The sequence below is a fragment of the Paenarthrobacter sp. NPDC091711 genome, assembly GCF_044756605.1.
In the GTDB taxonomy this organism is placed as follows: Bacteria; Actinomycetota; Actinomycetes; order Actinomycetales; family Micrococcaceae; genus Arthrobacter.
In genome coordinates this window covers 1-14,818 of the sequence record NZ_JBIVTF010000021.1, presented here as the reverse complement: position 1 = coordinate 14,818, position 14,818 = coordinate 1, and the positions used below count along the sequence as shown (strand labels likewise).

Genomic DNA, 14,818 nt, shown 5'->3' with positions numbered 1-14,818 from the left:
AAGTAGCCTGATTACCCCATTCGTTGGGCGGTGTTCTTGACAAGCCGGGTGGGGTAACCACACTGATTTCATGTACAGGAACAGCCGCGTGTCAGCTCAGTTTTCCATGTCCCTCGACGGATTCATCGCGCGGGATGACGACGGAATCGGTCCGCTGTTCGACTGGTATGAGGCCGGATCCGTGGAAACCTGGATGCCAGGCCACCCCGTGCCGTTTCACCTCAGCGAAGCAGATGCCGCCTATTGGAAATCACTCCCTCGGGAAGGGGCGTTCATCTCCGGCCGGCGGATTTTCGATATGACAAAGGGGTGGGGAGGTCACCCGCCCAACGAGTCACCAACAGTTGTTCTGACACATCGCGAACCCCCGTCGGATTGGCCACCGGTCCGGCGGGATGGTCAGCGGGTCCCGTTCGAATTCGTCGGGGACCTGGATTCGGCCTTGGAACGGGCCGCCCACCTCGCGGCGGGTAAGGAGATTGGTGTTGCCGGCGCGGACGTGGCACAGCAATGCCTGCGCCTGGGAGTGGTGGACGAACTCCGGGTTGACTTGGTACCTGTACTGCTCGGACGCGGAATTCGCTGGTTCGCGGACCTTGACGCGGATATCCTGCTGGACGATCCCGTGATCGTGCCAGGAACCCGCGTCACTCACCTGATCTATCAGGTGAGTGACCGGGACCCGCGCTAGCGTCACCAATCCGGGGTTATCCACAATCGGGCAAACGGCGTACGACGGCGGGGCCTCGCCCGCGTTAGGCTGGTCACCTCGGCTGATGCAAGTGGCCGCAGGAACCACAACGCGGAGCCACATCTTCATGTCCGATGACCTTGCCCTGACCGCCCTGGCGGCCACTTCTTTTTCCTTGCCTGAGCTGCGCGACGGCCAACTCGCCGGTATGACCGCCCTCGTTCAAGGGCGTGATGTCCTCGCTGTCATGCCTACCGGGTACGGAAAATCCGCTACCTATCAAGTCGCAGCACTGCACCTTCACAACACAACGGGCCGAGCCGCCGTCGTGGTTTCTCCCCTCATTGCCTTGCAAGAAGACCAAATGGACGGGCTGACCGAGGACTTAGGCGAGGGCGCCGCCGTCGTCATCAATTCTTCCCGTAGTGATTCAGAGGTGGAGGCCGCCTGGCTGGCAGTCGAATCCGGCAAGGCGAGTTTCCTGTTCCTCGCCCCTGAGCAATTGGCCAAGCAGGAAACCGTGGAACGAATCGCCAGGCTGCACATCACACTGTTCGTGGTGGATGAGGCCCACTGCGTATCCTCTTGGGGTCATGACTTCCGCCCGGACTACCTCGAGCTGGGTAGCGTCCGCGAGCGCCTGGGCACCCCGCCGGTCATAGCCTTGACCGCAACTGCGTCCCCGCCGGTGCGCGACGAGATTGTCACACGGCTGGGCATGACGGAGCCGCTGGTCCTGGTTCGTGGTTTTGATCGCCCGAACATCAGCCTCGATGTTGTGCGGCATCAGGAGGATAGAGGCAAGCGGCAAGCCGTTGTGGAGCAGGTTGTGGCACTTGCCAAGGCCGAGGGGCTGGGCCTGCTGTACGCCGCCACCCGAAAGGACACCGAGAAGTACGCTGCCAAGCTCACAGAGCAAGGTCTGCGTGCCGAGGTTTACCACGCGGGCCGCTCTGACGCAGACCGGGAAAGTATCCATGAACGGTTTCAGGACGATCAAGTGGACGTCGTGGTTGCCACTACAGCTTTTGGGATGGGCATCGACAAGCCCAATGTCCGGTTCGTGGTGCATGCGGACATTCCAGAGTCGCTGGACTCCTACTACCAGGAGATCGGCCGGGCGGGCCGCGACGGCCGGGCGGCGTCCGCGATTCTGCATTATCGCGCCGAGGACCTTGGCTTGCGCAAGTTTTTCGCCACCCAGTCTCCGGATGCTGCGGACCTCGCAGCCGTACTGAAAGTCGTCAAGAACGCTGGCGCGCCTGCTCCGAAGACCGCATTGGTGGAGCTCACCGGCTTCCCTGCCCGCCGGGTCACAGCGTTGGTGAATCAGTTGAAGGAAGCCGGCGCCGTGACCACGGGAAAACGCGGCGCGCGGCTCAGTTCCAAGGCCAAGCTGACCACTTTGGTGGACCGCGCAGTGGAACTGGCTGAGGCCCGGCAACGCGTGGACCACTCCCGGCTCACCATGATGCGTGGCTACGCGGAGACGGATGCTTGCCGTCGTCAGTTCCTGCTGGGCTACTTCGGGGAAGACCTTCCGGAGCCCTGTGGCAACTGTGATGCTTGCGAGGAAACGCCCGACGCCGCCGGGTCGGGTCGCGTCGGCCAGCCCGCCTCAGCTGCGGAGAATCAGTTCCCCTTGCAGTCCACCGTGATCCACAAAGAGTGGGGTCCCGGCCTGGTGATGCGGCACGAGGACGATGTCCTGACTGTCCTGTTCGAACAGGAGGGCTACAAGACCCTGTCCCGTACCGCCGTCGTCGAGCATGAATTGCTCAAGCCGGCTTAACTGCGGGCCGGTTCCACCCCCGACTTTCCACGAAAGGTCATCACTAGCAGGAGGCCGATCAATGCCGCCCCGCTCACCAAGCCCAGCAGACCTCCCCATGGAGTGTAATCACCACCAGATATGAAAAAGGCATCTGCCAAGGCCATACCGGCAGAGAAAGATGCAAAGAAATACATGGGTGCGCCCAGCACCAGGATCAAGAGTTGGAGAATCACGACCGTCCTCAGCCGTGAGATTGCCCGGGTTGCCGTCAGCAGAACCACAAGCACACCAAGAAGGGTTCCAATGCTTGACCACGTCACCACCGCGGTCAACGAGACGGACTCGTTGGCTTGGGCCAGCCCCTCGTGGATTTCGTCCAAGGTGGCCCCCGGCACAGCGGCGAGCGGATTCCACACGAGGATCTGCAACGCTGAGGTGAGCCCGTATGCCGCTATTGCCATCAGCCCAACGATGCTGACGATGACGCGTGATGTTTGCGTGCTGCTTCCCCTGGTCCCCATTCAGGCAGCCTATTCGCATCAGGTATTGAGCTCCAGCATGAGGGCGGGCAGTTGGTCGGCGAGTTCCCTGGCAAGGAACCCCAAGGGCCCTAGCTTGCTGGCCAAACGGTCTGCTGCCGCCGCGTGAAGATGGGTACCCCAGCATGCAGCTTGGGCGTCGCTGGTGCCGCGCGCCCGGAGCCCCGCGATAGCGCCCGCCAAAACATCGCCGCTTCCAGATGTGCCCAGTCCGCCGTAGCCGGTGGTGATCTTCCACAGCCGGGACTCCCCGGAGTTCGCGGGCGATGGCCCCGCAATGAAACCCTGGCAGCTCACCACAGCATCGAAGCGTTCTGCGATGTCCAGCACGGCACCTCCCAGATCCTCCACGTCGCGGCCCAGCAGAATACCTGCCTCCGTCGGATTGGGGGTGAGGATCAGCCTGCCCCGCCACGGCGCCACCTCATCCTCCATCTTCACCAGCCCGGCCAAAGCAAAAGCATCAAGTACGACGGCGGGACCTCCTTCGGTTCCGGATTCCTCCTGCTCCAGCAGCGCTCGCAGCAGAGATTCGGTCAGGTCAAGATCATCCAGGCCCGGCCCCACCAGGATGGCGTCGGCGCGCTCCACGTAGGAGGAGATGCGGTGGAGTCCTTCGCCGGTCACGGAACCGTCGGCGTTCTCGGGCAGTCCCATGGAGCCGCACTCCGGCAGCGCGACTCCTACCTGCGCTGCTACGGATTCGGCAACAGCCAGGGTGATTTTCCCGGCTCCTGCGCGGAGTGCTGACGTCCCCGCCAGCAACGCCGCGCCAGGGGTTGAACGTGCTCCACCGATGACCAGCACGGCACCGCGCGAGTACTTGTCGTCTCCGGGAGCCGGCAATGGCCAGTCACGCAGAAGGGATGGTGTAACCAGTGTGGGGGAGGTGGAATCACTGTGGGTGGACACTTGCGTCTCCTGCGTGCTCGGTGATGGTGACACCCTGCTCTGTGAGGTGGTCCGCTACGTTGAAGCTTTCCAATTGCCAAGGCCCCGCGCCGGTAGGCCGCACGTACCGGGTGATGGATGCATTCAGCACTGACGTGGTGGCTGCGAGGTCAAGGACTTCCTCCTCGGACATGCCCTCAAGAACATACCGGACCAGCAGGATGACGGCGTCGTGGCAGACCAGCATCACCCGGTGACCTGTACCCAAGGTGTTGAGCTCATCCAGGATTGAGCGGAGGCGGAGCGCCACATCGGCCCACGATTCACCGCCCGGCGGCCGGTAGTACAGCTTGCCCAGCCAGAGCCGCCTCTCGGCCTCGTCTGGATATCGGGTCTCTACGCCCAGGCTCGTCAGCCGATCCAAGATGCCTAGTTCCCGGTCCCGGAGTCTTTCATCGGTGAGCACCTTGACCGGCCAGCCGGCCGCCTCGACAGCGATTTCCGCGGTCTGCCGTGCCCTGGCGTAGGGGGACGAGACCACGGCGTCCGGTCTCAGCTCTTCAGCAATCCGGGCGAGTGCCGTCCCCAGGGCCTTCGCCTGGTCCTGCCCGGTGCTCGACAAATTCACGTCAGCGTCCCTGGCCGGAACATCAATGACTTCGGCGCCCGCCAAACGTGCCTCGGTTGCGGCCACGTTGCCTTCACTCTCGCCGTGCCGGATCAGGAGCAACTCCACGGCACCCGCTTCCTGCACTGCGTCCGTCAGCCCGTCCTCGTTCACAAGATCACCCTTCCGCGTGCGTTGCCGAATGCAGAACACTACCCACTGCGTACCCAGAGGAGAAGAACATAAACGCTCGACGGCGGGTCACGGGCCTCTGTTGTCCGGACGTGGAGTGAAGTAAGTTGCTCGCATGGAGGACTCATACCCAGTCATCATTGTCGGTGCCGGATTCGCTGGTGTAGCAGCAGCGAAGGAGTTGGGGCGCAAGGGCGTCAGCGTCCTGTTGATCGACGCGAATAATTATCACCAGTTTCAGCCGCTCCTCTATCAAGTGGCTACCTCGCAAATTGGGGTTTCGGCCATTGCCCGGCCACTGCGTTCCGTTTTCCGGCGCTACAAGACAGTGAAGGTTCTGACGTCGAAAGTGGACTCCGTTGACGCCGCCGAGCGAGTGGTCAGGACTACTGATGGCCGCGTCTTCCACGCCGAAATCCTGGTCATCGCGGTGGGTGCGGTACCGAACTTCTTCAACACGCCCGGCGCCGAGGAGCATGCTTTCCCGCTGTATTCCGTCACGGATGCCACGAAGCTGGGGACCGGCCTCACCCGGTTGTTGGACCAGGCCGACAGAAACCCCGACGGGTCCGTGGATGTAGTGGTGGTGGGCGGCGGACCCACCGGAGTTGAAACTGCCGGGGCAATGGCCGAGAACGTCAAATACGTGGTGAGCAAGTACTTCTCGCCGGAACTCGCGGCACGCTGCAGGGTTCATTTGGTGGACATGGTGCCCACAGTCCTGAACATGTTTTCCAAGAAGTCGCAGAGCTACGCCACCGATCATTTGAAGAAGGTGGGCGTCCAACTCCACATGGGAGTGGGCGTGACCGAGGTCCGGCCGGACGGAGTGACTTTGGCGGATGGGAACTCCGTACCCGGGCAAATTGTCGTGTGGGCCGGTGGACTGAAGGCGGGCGACCTCATCGCCGGCTCGGGCCTCACCCAGGGGAGAGGCGGACGAATCGATGTCCGCACCGACCTCACCGCCCCTGACGCGGACGGCGTCTACGTCGTCGGAGATGCAGCCAACATCACGGACTCAACGGGGGCAAAACTGCCGCAGCTGGGATCGGTGGCTCAGCAAGCTGGAAAGTGGGCGGCCAAGAACGTCCTTGCGGACCTCAGCGGCGGCAACCGCACGCCCTTCCGCTACGTGGACAAAGGCTACATGGCGATGGTGGGGCGCGGAGCTGCGGTAGCAGAACTGGGCCGCAAGCGGCTCCAGCTCCAGGGCATCCTTGCCTTCCTGTCCTGGCTGTTAGTGCACCTTGCCCTGTTGTCCGGCCTCCAACAGAAAATCCGTGCCTTGTTCTCCTGGCTCAACGGGTACCTCCTCCATAGCCCAGCACAAGTTGTAGTCAGCGGGCCCACTGAGAAGGAAACAACGGAGCAGGATCCGCCCAGCACTTGAGTCCCGGCCGAGGTGTTACTCGCCATGCTGGGTCAATTGTGATGCCCGGCTGGCAGAAACCGCCAGTCGACTTTGCTTATAGGCCGAGGATGCCCAGTGCAGGTGAATACATGCTCCGCTGATCAGCAGCACTGCCGCTGGCCACGGAGTCCTGAACGTGGACACTGCTGGCGGCGACCTGGATCTGGGTTGATACCAGAATGAAGGAACCGACTACGGCGGCAACGAGCACTAGTGCGGCGAGGGCGCGCCATAGGAAAAGCCCAACCACCCGCGGCTCGGCTCCGCGAAACATCCCCCATGCACTCATTCTGGGAAGATAACAGGAGGAACCCAAACAAGGAGCATCATGACACTCAAAGAACGCCTCAAAGCAGACGTCGTTGACCACATGAAAGCAGGCAACAAGGTTGCCTTGACCACTGTGCGCAACGTGCTGGGTGAGATCACCACCCGTGAGAAGTCAGGCAAGACCCCGGTGGAGCTCGACGACGTGCAGGTCACCTCGCTGCTTCAGAAGGAAGCCGCAAAGCGTCGGGATACGGCTCGGATCTACACCGAGGCGGGCGAGGCAGATCGGGCCGCAGCCGAGGTGGCGGAGGCCGAAATCATCGAGGCCTACCTGCCGAAAGCCCTCACTCGGGAAGAAGTGGAAGCAATCGTTGACGATGCCATCAAGGCTCTGAAGGCTGATGGCCAGGAGTTGTCCATGCGTTCCATCGGAGCCGTCATGAAGCCCGTCACCGCCAAGGTTGCTGGCCGTTTTGATGGCAAGACTGTCAGCGAGATCGTCCGGGGTCGCCTGGCGTAGAGAGTCAACTGACCCCAAGCAGCCACCGCAGAGTGTCAGCGTTGCGCACGGCGTTACCACCGCCGTCGTTGTTGAAGTAGACGTATACGTCCTTGCCGTTGCCGTCCCACTCGCGAATCCGGTCCGCCCACCATCGCAGATCATCATCGGAGTATGAGCCGCCGTAGAGGTGCTCATGGTCCGGGCCGTGCAGTCGAACGTACACGAATGGTGCGGTGGCCCGGAGGATGCAGGGCAGATGGGCGCCGCTCATGATGCAGTAGGCGGCGCCTCGACGCTCCAGCAGAGCGTACACGTCCGGGTGGTCCCAACTGTCATGACGAAACTCGACGGCGATGCGAACCCACTGGGGAACGGTGGCCAGGAAGTAGTTGAGTCGGGCGTCGTCTCTTTGAAAATCGGGTGGTAGCTGGACCAGCAGGACAGCCCTTTTGTCGCCGAGTTCGTGCCAGCAGCGCACAATCCGTTCCACCCAAACTTCGGGACTATAGAGCTTCTTGCCGTGCGTAAGACCTCGCGGCGCTTTTACGGACATGGCAAAGCCTGCCGGAAGCCGCTCCCTCCAACTCGCGAAGGAAGTGTCGCGAGGCCATCGGTAGAAACTCGCATTCAGCTCAACTGTGTTAAATCTCGACATGTAACGGATCAGACGCTTGGCCACAGGAAGGCCCGGGGGATACAGCACGTCCTCCCAGTGGTCGTAGCTCCAGCCCGAGGTGCCAATGCGGATGCCCATGATGTGGATGGTAGCGGGATTCTGGGCCGAAAGGGTGGTTGGCTTGGGCGGCTCACGGTGCTGGCCTAGACTCAAAGGGCCAAATCCAGTTGATGGGGCAACCATGGAGAATCAGGCCAATTCTGCTGCGCAAGAGACAGATGATCAGCCCGACCGCAAGGTGACGGGCCCTGTTCCACCGGAATGGCTGGGGCCGGTCCTTGCCCTCGCTGCCTTCGCCTCGATGGTCATTGGCTCGATCATTCAGGGAGGAATCCTTCTGGGGGTTATCGGATCGCCACTTCTCCTTGCTTTTCTTATTTACGTCTTCTTGAGGAGATGGGCGAGGCGCACCAAGGGGTATATCGGTCTTGGAATCGTTTTATTGCTCATCGTCAGCGCCATTTCCTCCCAAGGAAGAGGCACCGTCGACCCTATGTACTCCCTCCTTGCGCACATACTTGGACCCTTACTGGCCGTCGCGGCCGCTTGGTGTTTCCGCCAGCGCGCTCCTCTGACGCCCGCAGCCGTTGCGCGGTCCGGACCATCCTCCGCCGGGGCGCCGGGTGGGCTGCATAGCTCCATCGACGCCATGCAGAACATCACCGCTGTTCTAGTTGAACTGTTCCCCACCCTCCCGCCGACGTGGTCTTCGGCGGGGCTGGAATTCAGGGAAATCGGCTCTCATCGCGAATGCGTCTTCAACGTCGAAACGGCAGGGGCGCGGTTCACCACGGAAGTCCCAGCACACTTGGCTGACCAGATGTCTGAGGCCAGGAACATCATGCGCGGCGCCGGAGGCAATACGTGGTTCGCGGCCACCATTACACTCAATCCAGCGGATCCCGGGAGATACAAAACCGAGTTCAATTACGACAAAGAACCGGAATGGCTCACCGAGCCGACGAAGGCCGCGTGCCTCGGTGAAACGCGTCGGATCCGAAAGCTTGGCACACTCCCTGAATGGGCACATCAGCGGATGGGCTCTGTCAAATAATCCGCCAGGCGCTAGGTCAGGACACGGAAAGGTGAATTCTCCTGCACGTTCATGGCCGTCCAGAGTTCGTAAGGGCTCATGTCTGCAAAGTGAGAGAACTCAATAAGTGTGATCTGTCGGCCGGTCCGTGGCTGGCCTTTGGGTGATTGGAGCAGCCAAGTGCCGCTGACGTCCTTGGTTACTGTGTAGCCGGGAGCTGCCTTGCTTGCCGTTACAGGCACCGTTGTTGGCATGAGGTTCCTCATGCCCTCACGGCTGCGGAAGAGATTCGTGAACCGGTAGAGGAGTACCAGCTCAATATCGACCAGTTGTGGAGATGAAAACAACAGCTGCTCTCCGCGTGAGCGCTCCGTAGTACTCAATTCATAACGGTCATCCACCCACCGAGGGTAGATCTTGACTTCACCACCGAGGTTATACAAACACCACGGCTCATCCTGGGACGTAACGATCGAGTATCCGGCCGCGCTGATTGTTGCCAGCAACCGATCAATCATCGGCTTTATTTCACTGCTCATAGGACAGGACTCCCGACTTCAATAATTCTTCAACAGTCAGAAGTGAATGCTGTTCGTCGAAGAAGAGTACTAGGGTTGCCCCGCCGCGCCGTCCGAAGTCGGGCGCCGCAACGGATGACTCGACGAGCCACCCACGAGCACCGTTGGGCCATTCATTCGCTAGGCGATAGCGGGCGTATGGCAGCTCCAGATCACTGACAGGGAGCGACCGAGCTTCGAAACTTTCCGGGTCGCCGTCCTTGAGTGCGTAGAGATACGAACCGTCTTCGAATCCAACACGGTCGAGAACTTCGCCGAACTGGTGTCTGAACTGGGGTAGGTCATGGGTCTGACGGCTGTCGAGGACGGCGCCGTCGTTAGCGGGATAGCGGTTCCACATGGTTGGGGATTCCTTCCAAGCACTGGCTCGTAGGGCCTACGATCGCGGAAAAAATGGCAACTTGCCGTTCGGCTCAATACAAGCCGTCCGCAGTTCATTTCCTGAGAGATTGATATAGCGGGAAAATTCAACGAGATCAACAATACTCCCTAACCGGACAATATCTGACGAGTGATGAATGAGCCTTGAATTCCTGCCTATAGCTTCGATTCGAAAGCCGGGCGCCACTTTATCGAGGGTGACGGGGATGGGAACAACTAATAGCATTGGGAGCTGCTTATCGAACCTTGATATAGTGCAAAACGTGTAGGTAAGATACTTCTCCATATCTTCCAGGAGGGGTGTCGTGAATACATGATTCTCCGCTTGTCCCCTGTCGGAGGCACCTAAGACGAAGCTCTCATTTTCAATCTTGAGATGCAAGCGAACGTCATCGGACGTGAAGAACCATGTGCCATCTAAGGGGTTTTGTCCGACATCGATACCGGCCTCGCGGGAGGTCGCGCAAATTCGTGATTCCAGTTCACTCAATGGATCTGTGAAACCCACTATGACAACACTACGTACAGAAGTTCGCCCGGATTGAAGACCTCACGCTCAGAGGTGAACATCTCTTGATCCGTCATTGTCAACCTCTCTCCTGACCTCCGGAGTGCTGCACGACGATGCAGCTACGGACAGGTGCCTTCGTTTCAAGTGGTGGTGTGTTTAGTTGCCGAAGAGTTCTTTGCCGATCTTTGCGAAGACCCCTGGTTCTTTGGATGGGTCGATGATTTGGGGTTGGGCGGAGAAGTCGGTGCCGGTTTCGGTGACGGGGAGGCGTTTGTTGTCCCAATCGACAGTATTCAGTTGGGGGTTGTACAACGGGGGCGTCTGAGCATCTGTACGCAGAGCAGTCCACATCCATTCCTGAATATTGTCTAATGTGCGGGGGAATGTCAGGAGATCCATCTTGACGGCCTGCCCTGATGCTGGGCCGGTGGAATCTTTCGGATCACCGAACATGCCGCGAGTCAGAATCTCGTAGTCGAATGCCTCTATGCGCCCTTCGTTGGACGGGAAAAGGAATACTCTGAAGGTTTTCCATGTGCCGAGGCCTGGAACATAGAGTTCACGTCTGACTTCCATCAGCCAGTAGTCAAGCAGCTCGGGTGGAAAATCGGCTTGCCAGTCCCGACCACCCCACTGACCGTCGCGGCAAACATCGACGTAGCGCCTCGATGTATCTTGAAACATCAGCGAGGTGCTTATGACTTCCTGTGCGCCGAAGCCTAGCCCGGCCTTGGAGAAAGTATGCTCCTGGAGGCGAGCTAGTCCCTGTCGAATTAGAGGGCTATCCACCACGGAATCTTGCATCAGGGCCTCACTATTTCGGGGACTCAAGATTTGGGAAGAAATTATCTTGAATCAAGTCCTTGTCAAACGAATGGGACACTTTGAGTCCACTGGGCAGCCCGGATTTTTGTCTTGGGACGGCTTCTACTTTTACACGTAAGTCTGGGGTTTGTCCGGTGTCGACGCGGTGGAGGGCCTTGGTCATGAGGTCTCGTTCGAGTTGGTAGAACGCCAGGGTGTTGGCGGGTACGTTGGGGGTTCCGTGGCCGCTGTTCTGGAACATGAGTTGGGCCAGGAGGTTGGCGCCTTCTCCTGGTCCTGCGAAGAGGGATGCGATGAGGTGGCCGCCCTCGTAGCCGCGTCCGCCGACACGGATACCGGCGAGTATCTGCTGGCATGGTCTGCGGTTGATGTCGCCTTGAGCAGGTGAACCTCGACGACGGTGTACGCAGCTCCGCTTCTTTGGGGAGTTTGGATTGTGGCTGCTCGAGGTGCTGGTGTTGTCTAGCCGAAGAGCTTTCGGCTGATTTTCGCGAAGACGCCTGGTTCTTTGGATGGGTCGATGATTTGGGGTTGGGCGGAGAAGTCGGTGCCGGTTTCGGTGACGGGTAGGCGTTTGTTGGCCCACTCGACCATTTTGAGTTGGGGGTTGTAGACAGGGGGTGTGATGCCTTCGGCGCGGAACACCGTCCACATCCACTGCGGGATGTTGTCCAGCGTGCGTGGGAACGCTTTGAGGTCTTGGAACAATGTCAGTGCGTCCGCCGGACGATCAGGAATGGTTGTTTCGTGGGCGGGTCTGAGGAGTTCCATGTCGAAGATCTCAAGTCTGCCGTCCGAATCTGGATAGAGATGGACCTTGCAGCTGGTCCACGTTCCGGCCCCCAGCACATACGACTCGCGGCGGATTTGCTTGAGCCACTGACTCATTGCCTCTCGTGAGAAATCCAAGGAAAAACTGCGCGCCCCCCAAACACCATCCCGCAAGATTTCCTCTGTGCGCCTGGACCATGCCTGATGGATCACGGAGGTGCTTACGACTTCCTGGGCGCAGGAGCCAAGGCCGCCTTCTTCGAATGTTTCAGCTTGCAGGCGACGGAGGCCAGACGTTACGGACGGGCTCCACGCAAGTTGGCCGCTACTCAAGATGTCTCCTCTAGGTCCAAGGGCAAATTCGGAAACTCGTGAAACATGGGTGTCTCTGAATCGAACTTGTGCGTGACTTCAATACTGTCGGGCAGCCCGGGTTTTGGTCCTGGGACGGCTTCTACCTTTAGGTGTAAGTCTAGGGGTTGTCCGGTGTCGACGCGGTGGAGGGCCTTGGTCATGAGGTCTCGTTCGAGTTGGTAGAACGCCAGGGTGTTGGCGGGTACGTTGGGGGTTCCGTGGCCGCGGTTTTGGAACATGAGTTGGGCCAGGAGGTTGGCGCCTTCTCCTGGTCCTGCGAAGAGGGATGCGATGAGGTGGCCGCCCTCGTAGCCGCGTCCGCCGACACGGATACCGGCCAGTATCTGCTGCCATGTGCTGCGGTTGATGTCGCCTTTTAGCAACCCGGTGATGTGTGCTTCGACGCTCTTGGGCTTGGCGAAGTCATCGGTGATGATCGTGAAGTGGTTTTCCAAGCCACCGTCAGTTTTCGCGACGACGTTATAGGTGACATTGGGCATCCGCTTGTTCAGTTCAACGGACCAAGCACCCTTGACACCAGCGTACGTGTCTACGCGTTCGACCCGGCCTGTGGCGTCCGTATAGAACCGTTCAAGACTGTCGGCCGTGAGGCCGCCGGTGCTATCTGGCATTTTGGTGCGGTTGTCCACGATGTACAAGGTGTTGGGTTCCAGCCCGGTCTTGGCTGCGAAGTTGTCTTTGCGGCTGACCGGGAAGAAATCGTGACCGTGTTGAAGGATGACGGTGTTGGTGATGTTGTTCTGGGGCGGGAAAGGGTCAGGGACCACGGGTGCATGCGCCGCCCGTGAGCCGTTTTCAGCGAGTGCACCGGAGCCGCCCTGTGTCTGAGGGGTGTTCCCTCGGATGTCTGCAGCGTTCTTGTCCAGCCAGTTCGGTACTGCTGTGTTATCGGCGGTCCGTGTCAGGAAGCCACTGGGATCGGGGTGAAAGGTGGCGGGAAGGCTCGCGTCGGCGTTTCGTAGGCCTTGGGCAAGGGAGCTCATCCCGTCGGCAGTGAGGTTTTTGCCTCCACTGATGAGATCTGCTGCGCCAAGTTTCGCGTTGGCGAGAGCGGCCCACGAAGCCGCTTTCGTTTGGGTGATTTTGTCGAGCACCTTGGCCGTGGTGGATGGCATCACCAAGTCCGATAGTTTCAGTGCCAGCGAGCCGGGCTTATCCAGAAACAGTCCGGTCCGGTGGAGGCCGTTGGCGGCGTTACCGAGTGCCGAGGAAAGCCTTCCCAGCCGTGGACTGTCTATGGTTGCGGTGCTGAGTCGCTGCGCCACCAGGCCCAGCTTCCCGGCGGTCGACCCGGCTTTGACCCCGACGCCGGCACCACCGGCCAGGAGCGTCGCGACGTCGAAGGTGGTCGCGCCGATGGCATAGCCGGGGTTGGTGCCCCATTCGTCGTAGTGGATGGTTTCCTTGGCCACGTTGACGGTGGTCAGTATGGCTTGCGCCTCGTCGGCGGTCATGTCTTTGCCACCGCGGGCAAACACGTTTCTGGTGGTGAGCGCCGCGGCGCCGATGGCGAACATCCCATGCCAGGCCAGGGCTTGTTTGACTTTGTCGGTGGTCAACAGCAGGGTGTGCAGGCCTTGCCCGGCGCCGATCAGGGCGCTGGTGAATCCTTGGGCGGCCGAGGCGGGCCCGGCCAGCCGGACGGAGATGTTCGGTGGTCCCCAGGGAAGGTCGGGGAGTTTCTCGTCGTTGCCCAGGTAGTGCTGGACGTGGGTGAAGGCGTTGGAGATGAAGTCGGTGGAGCTGTTCAGGTTCGCCCTGGGGATGGTCGGGGGAGCGTAGCTTTGCCCGCCGGTCAGGGCGGCCAGGGCGGTGGCGCAGGTGGCGTCGGAGTCGAGGATGGCTTGGGCCAGGGCGCTGGCTTTGTCCATGGTGTTACGGTGCTGGTCCACGATTTTGAGGTTGGAGCGCCAGTCATCGTTACCGCCGATGAGCTCGTCCAGGGCATGGACTTCTGTACGGAGGGTGTTGATGCGTTGTTTCAGTTCCCTGGCCCGGTCCGCGTACGCGGCCAGCACGGTCGCGGCGTTGCTGGTCAGGTTGGCCAGTTCCTGGGAGCGGGAGAACACGGGGTTGAAAGCGGTCAGGACCTGCCCGGCTTCGGGGGCCTCGTAGGCGCTGGAAAGACCGGCCCAGGATTTTGCGGCGTCGTTGACCCCGGAATGAACGGCGTTCCCGGACGCTGCGAGGGCCTGGCCCTGGCTGTCCAAGGCGTCCGGGTCCGGCAGCGGCGGGAGCCCGTCAACACTGATCCCGGACGCGCCCGGACCTGCGACACACACCTGACTGAAGTCCATACTTACCGCCCTGACGCCGAAACGGACAGGTGCACGGTTGAGGCACTGGACGCCGCTGTTGATGCCATGGCCAGGTCACCGTTGGCGTAATGGCCCACGGCCTGGGAGGTCCCGGTCAGGGCCGCGGTGCTGCGCTCGAGCACATCCGTGGTGGCCGGAACCACCCCGTTCTCGATCAACGCCCCCAACGCTTCCTGGACCTGGGCCGACGGCACGGCCGCGGCGATTCCTTCCACCGCGCCCCGCAACCGTGTCAACGGTTCCTCCAACGCCGAAACAGAGCCGGCAGTCGAGGAGATCACCGCCCGCGCGGTGCCAACATCAACACTCCACACAGCCATGAGTGAGAGGCTGCCGGGTTAGCCGATGCTCTGCACGGCGTTGCGGGCAGAGGTCGCGGCGGTGGTGGCGGTGTCGTCGTTGGTGCCCAGGGTGGTCTGGACCAGGGCGATGATGGCTTTGACTTCGTCCGCCGCTGAGGTCCAGCGGGT

General features: G+C 60.7%; 18 protein-coding genes. 6 read left to right on the top strand and 12 right to left on the bottom strand.

The window, feature by feature from the left end; genetic code table 11:
* The first annotated feature begins 88 nt into the window (after window positions 1-88).
* Window positions 89-691, top strand: a complete 603-nt coding sequence (locus ACIQH5_RS20765) for a dihydrofolate reductase family protein (protein WP_400407247.1) — start codon at window positions 89-91, stop codon at window positions 689-691.
* A gap of 127 nt (window positions 692-818) precedes the next feature.
* A complete protein-coding gene (locus ACIQH5_RS20760; RefSeq protein ID WP_400407335.1) occupies window positions 819-2,483 on the top strand; it encodes a RecQ family ATP-dependent DNA helicase in 1,665 nt (554 codons plus the stop codon).
* On the opposite strand, the gene ACIQH5_RS20755 is transcribed toward ACIQH5_RS20760, so the two are convergent.
* From ACIQH5_RS20755 to ACIQH5_RS20745, 3 genes are read right to left on the bottom strand one after another with little or no spacing between them, the layout of a single operon-like run.
* Window positions 2,480-2,986: a hypothetical protein gene (locus ACIQH5_RS20755; RefSeq protein ID WP_400407244.1), complete on the bottom strand. Its 507-nt coding sequence runs from the start codon at window positions 2,984-2,986 to the stop codon at window positions 2,480-2,482. The two genes, ACIQH5_RS20760 and ACIQH5_RS20755, sit on opposite strands and share 4 nt — an antisense overlap.
* Window positions 2,987-3,004: 18 nt before the next feature.
* The gene (locus ACIQH5_RS20750; protein ID WP_400407242.1) at window positions 3,005-3,916 is read right to left on the bottom strand and encodes an NAD(P)H-hydrate dehydratase; all 912 of its coding nucleotides are present in this window, start codon (window positions 3,914-3,916) and stop codon (window positions 3,005-3,007) included.
* Window positions 3,900-4,676: a histidine phosphatase family protein gene (locus ACIQH5_RS20745; RefSeq protein ID WP_400407239.1), complete on the bottom strand. Its 777-nt coding sequence runs from the start codon at window positions 4,674-4,676 to the stop codon at window positions 3,900-3,902. The genes ACIQH5_RS20750 and ACIQH5_RS20745 overlap by 17 nt, the downstream gene beginning before the upstream one ends.
* A gap of 133 nt (window positions 4,677-4,809) precedes the next feature.
* Here ACIQH5_RS20745 and ACIQH5_RS20740 point away from each other — a divergent pair, with 133 nt between their 5' ends.
* On the top strand, window positions 4,810-6,087 hold the full coding sequence (locus ACIQH5_RS20740; RefSeq protein ID WP_400407236.1) for an NAD(P)/FAD-dependent oxidoreductase: 1,278 nt from the start codon (window positions 4,810-4,812) through the stop codon (window positions 6,085-6,087).
* Between the two features lie 76 nt (window positions 6,088-6,163).
* Here the strand turns inward: ACIQH5_RS20740 and ACIQH5_RS20735 are convergent, their stop codons facing one another.
* The gene (locus ACIQH5_RS20735; protein ID WP_400407233.1) at window positions 6,164-6,382 is read right to left on the bottom strand and encodes a hypothetical protein; all 219 of its coding nucleotides are present in this window, start codon (window positions 6,380-6,382) and stop codon (window positions 6,164-6,166) included.
* Window positions 6,383-6,436: 54 nt separating this feature from the next.
* Here ACIQH5_RS20735 and ACIQH5_RS20730 point away from each other — a divergent pair, with 54 nt between their 5' ends.
* A complete protein-coding gene (locus ACIQH5_RS20730) occupies window positions 6,437-6,898 on the top strand; it encodes a GatB/YqeY domain-containing protein (protein WP_062070544.1) in 462 nt (153 codons plus the stop codon).
* A 4-nt stretch (window positions 6,899-6,902) separates the two neighbouring features.
* Here ACIQH5_RS20730 and ACIQH5_RS20725 read toward each other — a convergent pair whose 3' ends face one another.
* A complete protein-coding gene (locus ACIQH5_RS20725; protein ID WP_400407230.1) occupies window positions 6,903-7,634 on the bottom strand; it encodes a DUF72 domain-containing protein in 732 nt (243 codons plus the stop codon).
* Window positions 7,635-7,737: 103 nt separating this feature from the next.
* Between ACIQH5_RS20725 and ACIQH5_RS20720 the strand changes: the two genes are divergently transcribed.
* Window positions 7,738-8,610 carry a hypothetical protein gene (locus ACIQH5_RS20720; protein ID WP_400407227.1) on the top strand — a complete coding sequence of 291 codons (873 nt, stop codon included), beginning with the start codon at window positions 7,738-7,740 and terminating at the stop codon, window positions 8,608-8,610.
* Between the two features lie 11 nt (window positions 8,611-8,621).
* Here ACIQH5_RS20720 and ACIQH5_RS20715 read toward each other — a convergent pair whose 3' ends face one another.
* The 4 genes from ACIQH5_RS20715 to ACIQH5_RS20700 all read right to left on the bottom strand — a co-directional run bounded on the left by ACIQH5_RS20715 (window position 8,622) and on the right by ACIQH5_RS20700 (window position 10,863).
* On the bottom strand, window positions 8,622-9,128 hold the full coding sequence (locus ACIQH5_RS20715; protein ID WP_400407223.1) for an Imm61 family immunity protein: 507 nt from the start codon (window positions 9,126-9,128) through the stop codon (window positions 8,622-8,624).
* Entirely contained in the window at window positions 9,118-9,507 is a 390-nt protein-coding gene (locus ACIQH5_RS20710) for a TNT domain-containing protein (RefSeq protein ID WP_400407220.1), read from the bottom strand. Before ACIQH5_RS20710 ends, ACIQH5_RS20715 begins: the two co-directional genes overlap by 11 nt.
* Window positions 9,508-9,543: 36 nt before the next feature.
* On the bottom strand, window positions 9,544-10,056 hold the full coding sequence (locus ACIQH5_RS20705; RefSeq protein ID WP_400407217.1) for an Imm61 family immunity protein: 513 nt from the start codon (window positions 10,054-10,056) through the stop codon (window positions 9,544-9,546).
* 159 nt (window positions 10,057-10,215) lie between these two features.
* The gene (locus tag ACIQH5_RS20700) at window positions 10,216-10,863 is read right to left on the bottom strand and encodes a hypothetical protein (RefSeq protein WP_400407214.1); all 648 of its coding nucleotides are present in this window, start codon (window positions 10,861-10,863) and stop codon (window positions 10,216-10,218) included.
* Between the two features lie 148 nt (window positions 10,864-11,011).
* Here ACIQH5_RS20700 and ACIQH5_RS20695 point away from each other — a divergent pair, with 148 nt between their 5' ends.
* The gene (locus ACIQH5_RS20695; protein WP_400407211.1) at window positions 11,012-11,272 is read left to right on the top strand and encodes a hypothetical protein; all 261 of its coding nucleotides are present in this window, start codon (window positions 11,012-11,014) and stop codon (window positions 11,270-11,272) included.
* A gap of 74 nt (window positions 11,273-11,346) precedes the next feature.
* Here ACIQH5_RS20695 and ACIQH5_RS20690 read toward each other — a convergent pair whose 3' ends face one another.
* The 3 genes from ACIQH5_RS20690 to ACIQH5_RS20680 form a co-directional block, all read right to left on the bottom strand.
* Window positions 11,347-11,772: a hypothetical protein gene (locus tag ACIQH5_RS20690; protein ID WP_400407209.1), complete on the bottom strand. Its 426-nt coding sequence runs from the start codon at window positions 11,770-11,772 to the stop codon at window positions 11,347-11,349.
* A gap of 212 nt (window positions 11,773-11,984) precedes the next feature.
* A complete protein-coding gene (locus ACIQH5_RS20685) occupies window positions 11,985-14,327 on the bottom strand; it encodes a DNA/RNA non-specific endonuclease (RefSeq protein WP_400407207.1) in 2,343 nt (780 codons plus the stop codon).
* A gap of 2 nt (window positions 14,328-14,329) precedes the next feature.
* Window positions 14,330-14,668, bottom strand: a complete 339-nt coding sequence (locus ACIQH5_RS20680) for a DUF6507 family protein (RefSeq protein WP_400407205.1) — start codon at window positions 14,666-14,668, stop codon at window positions 14,330-14,332.
* Window positions 14,669-14,818: the final 150 nt, after the last annotated feature.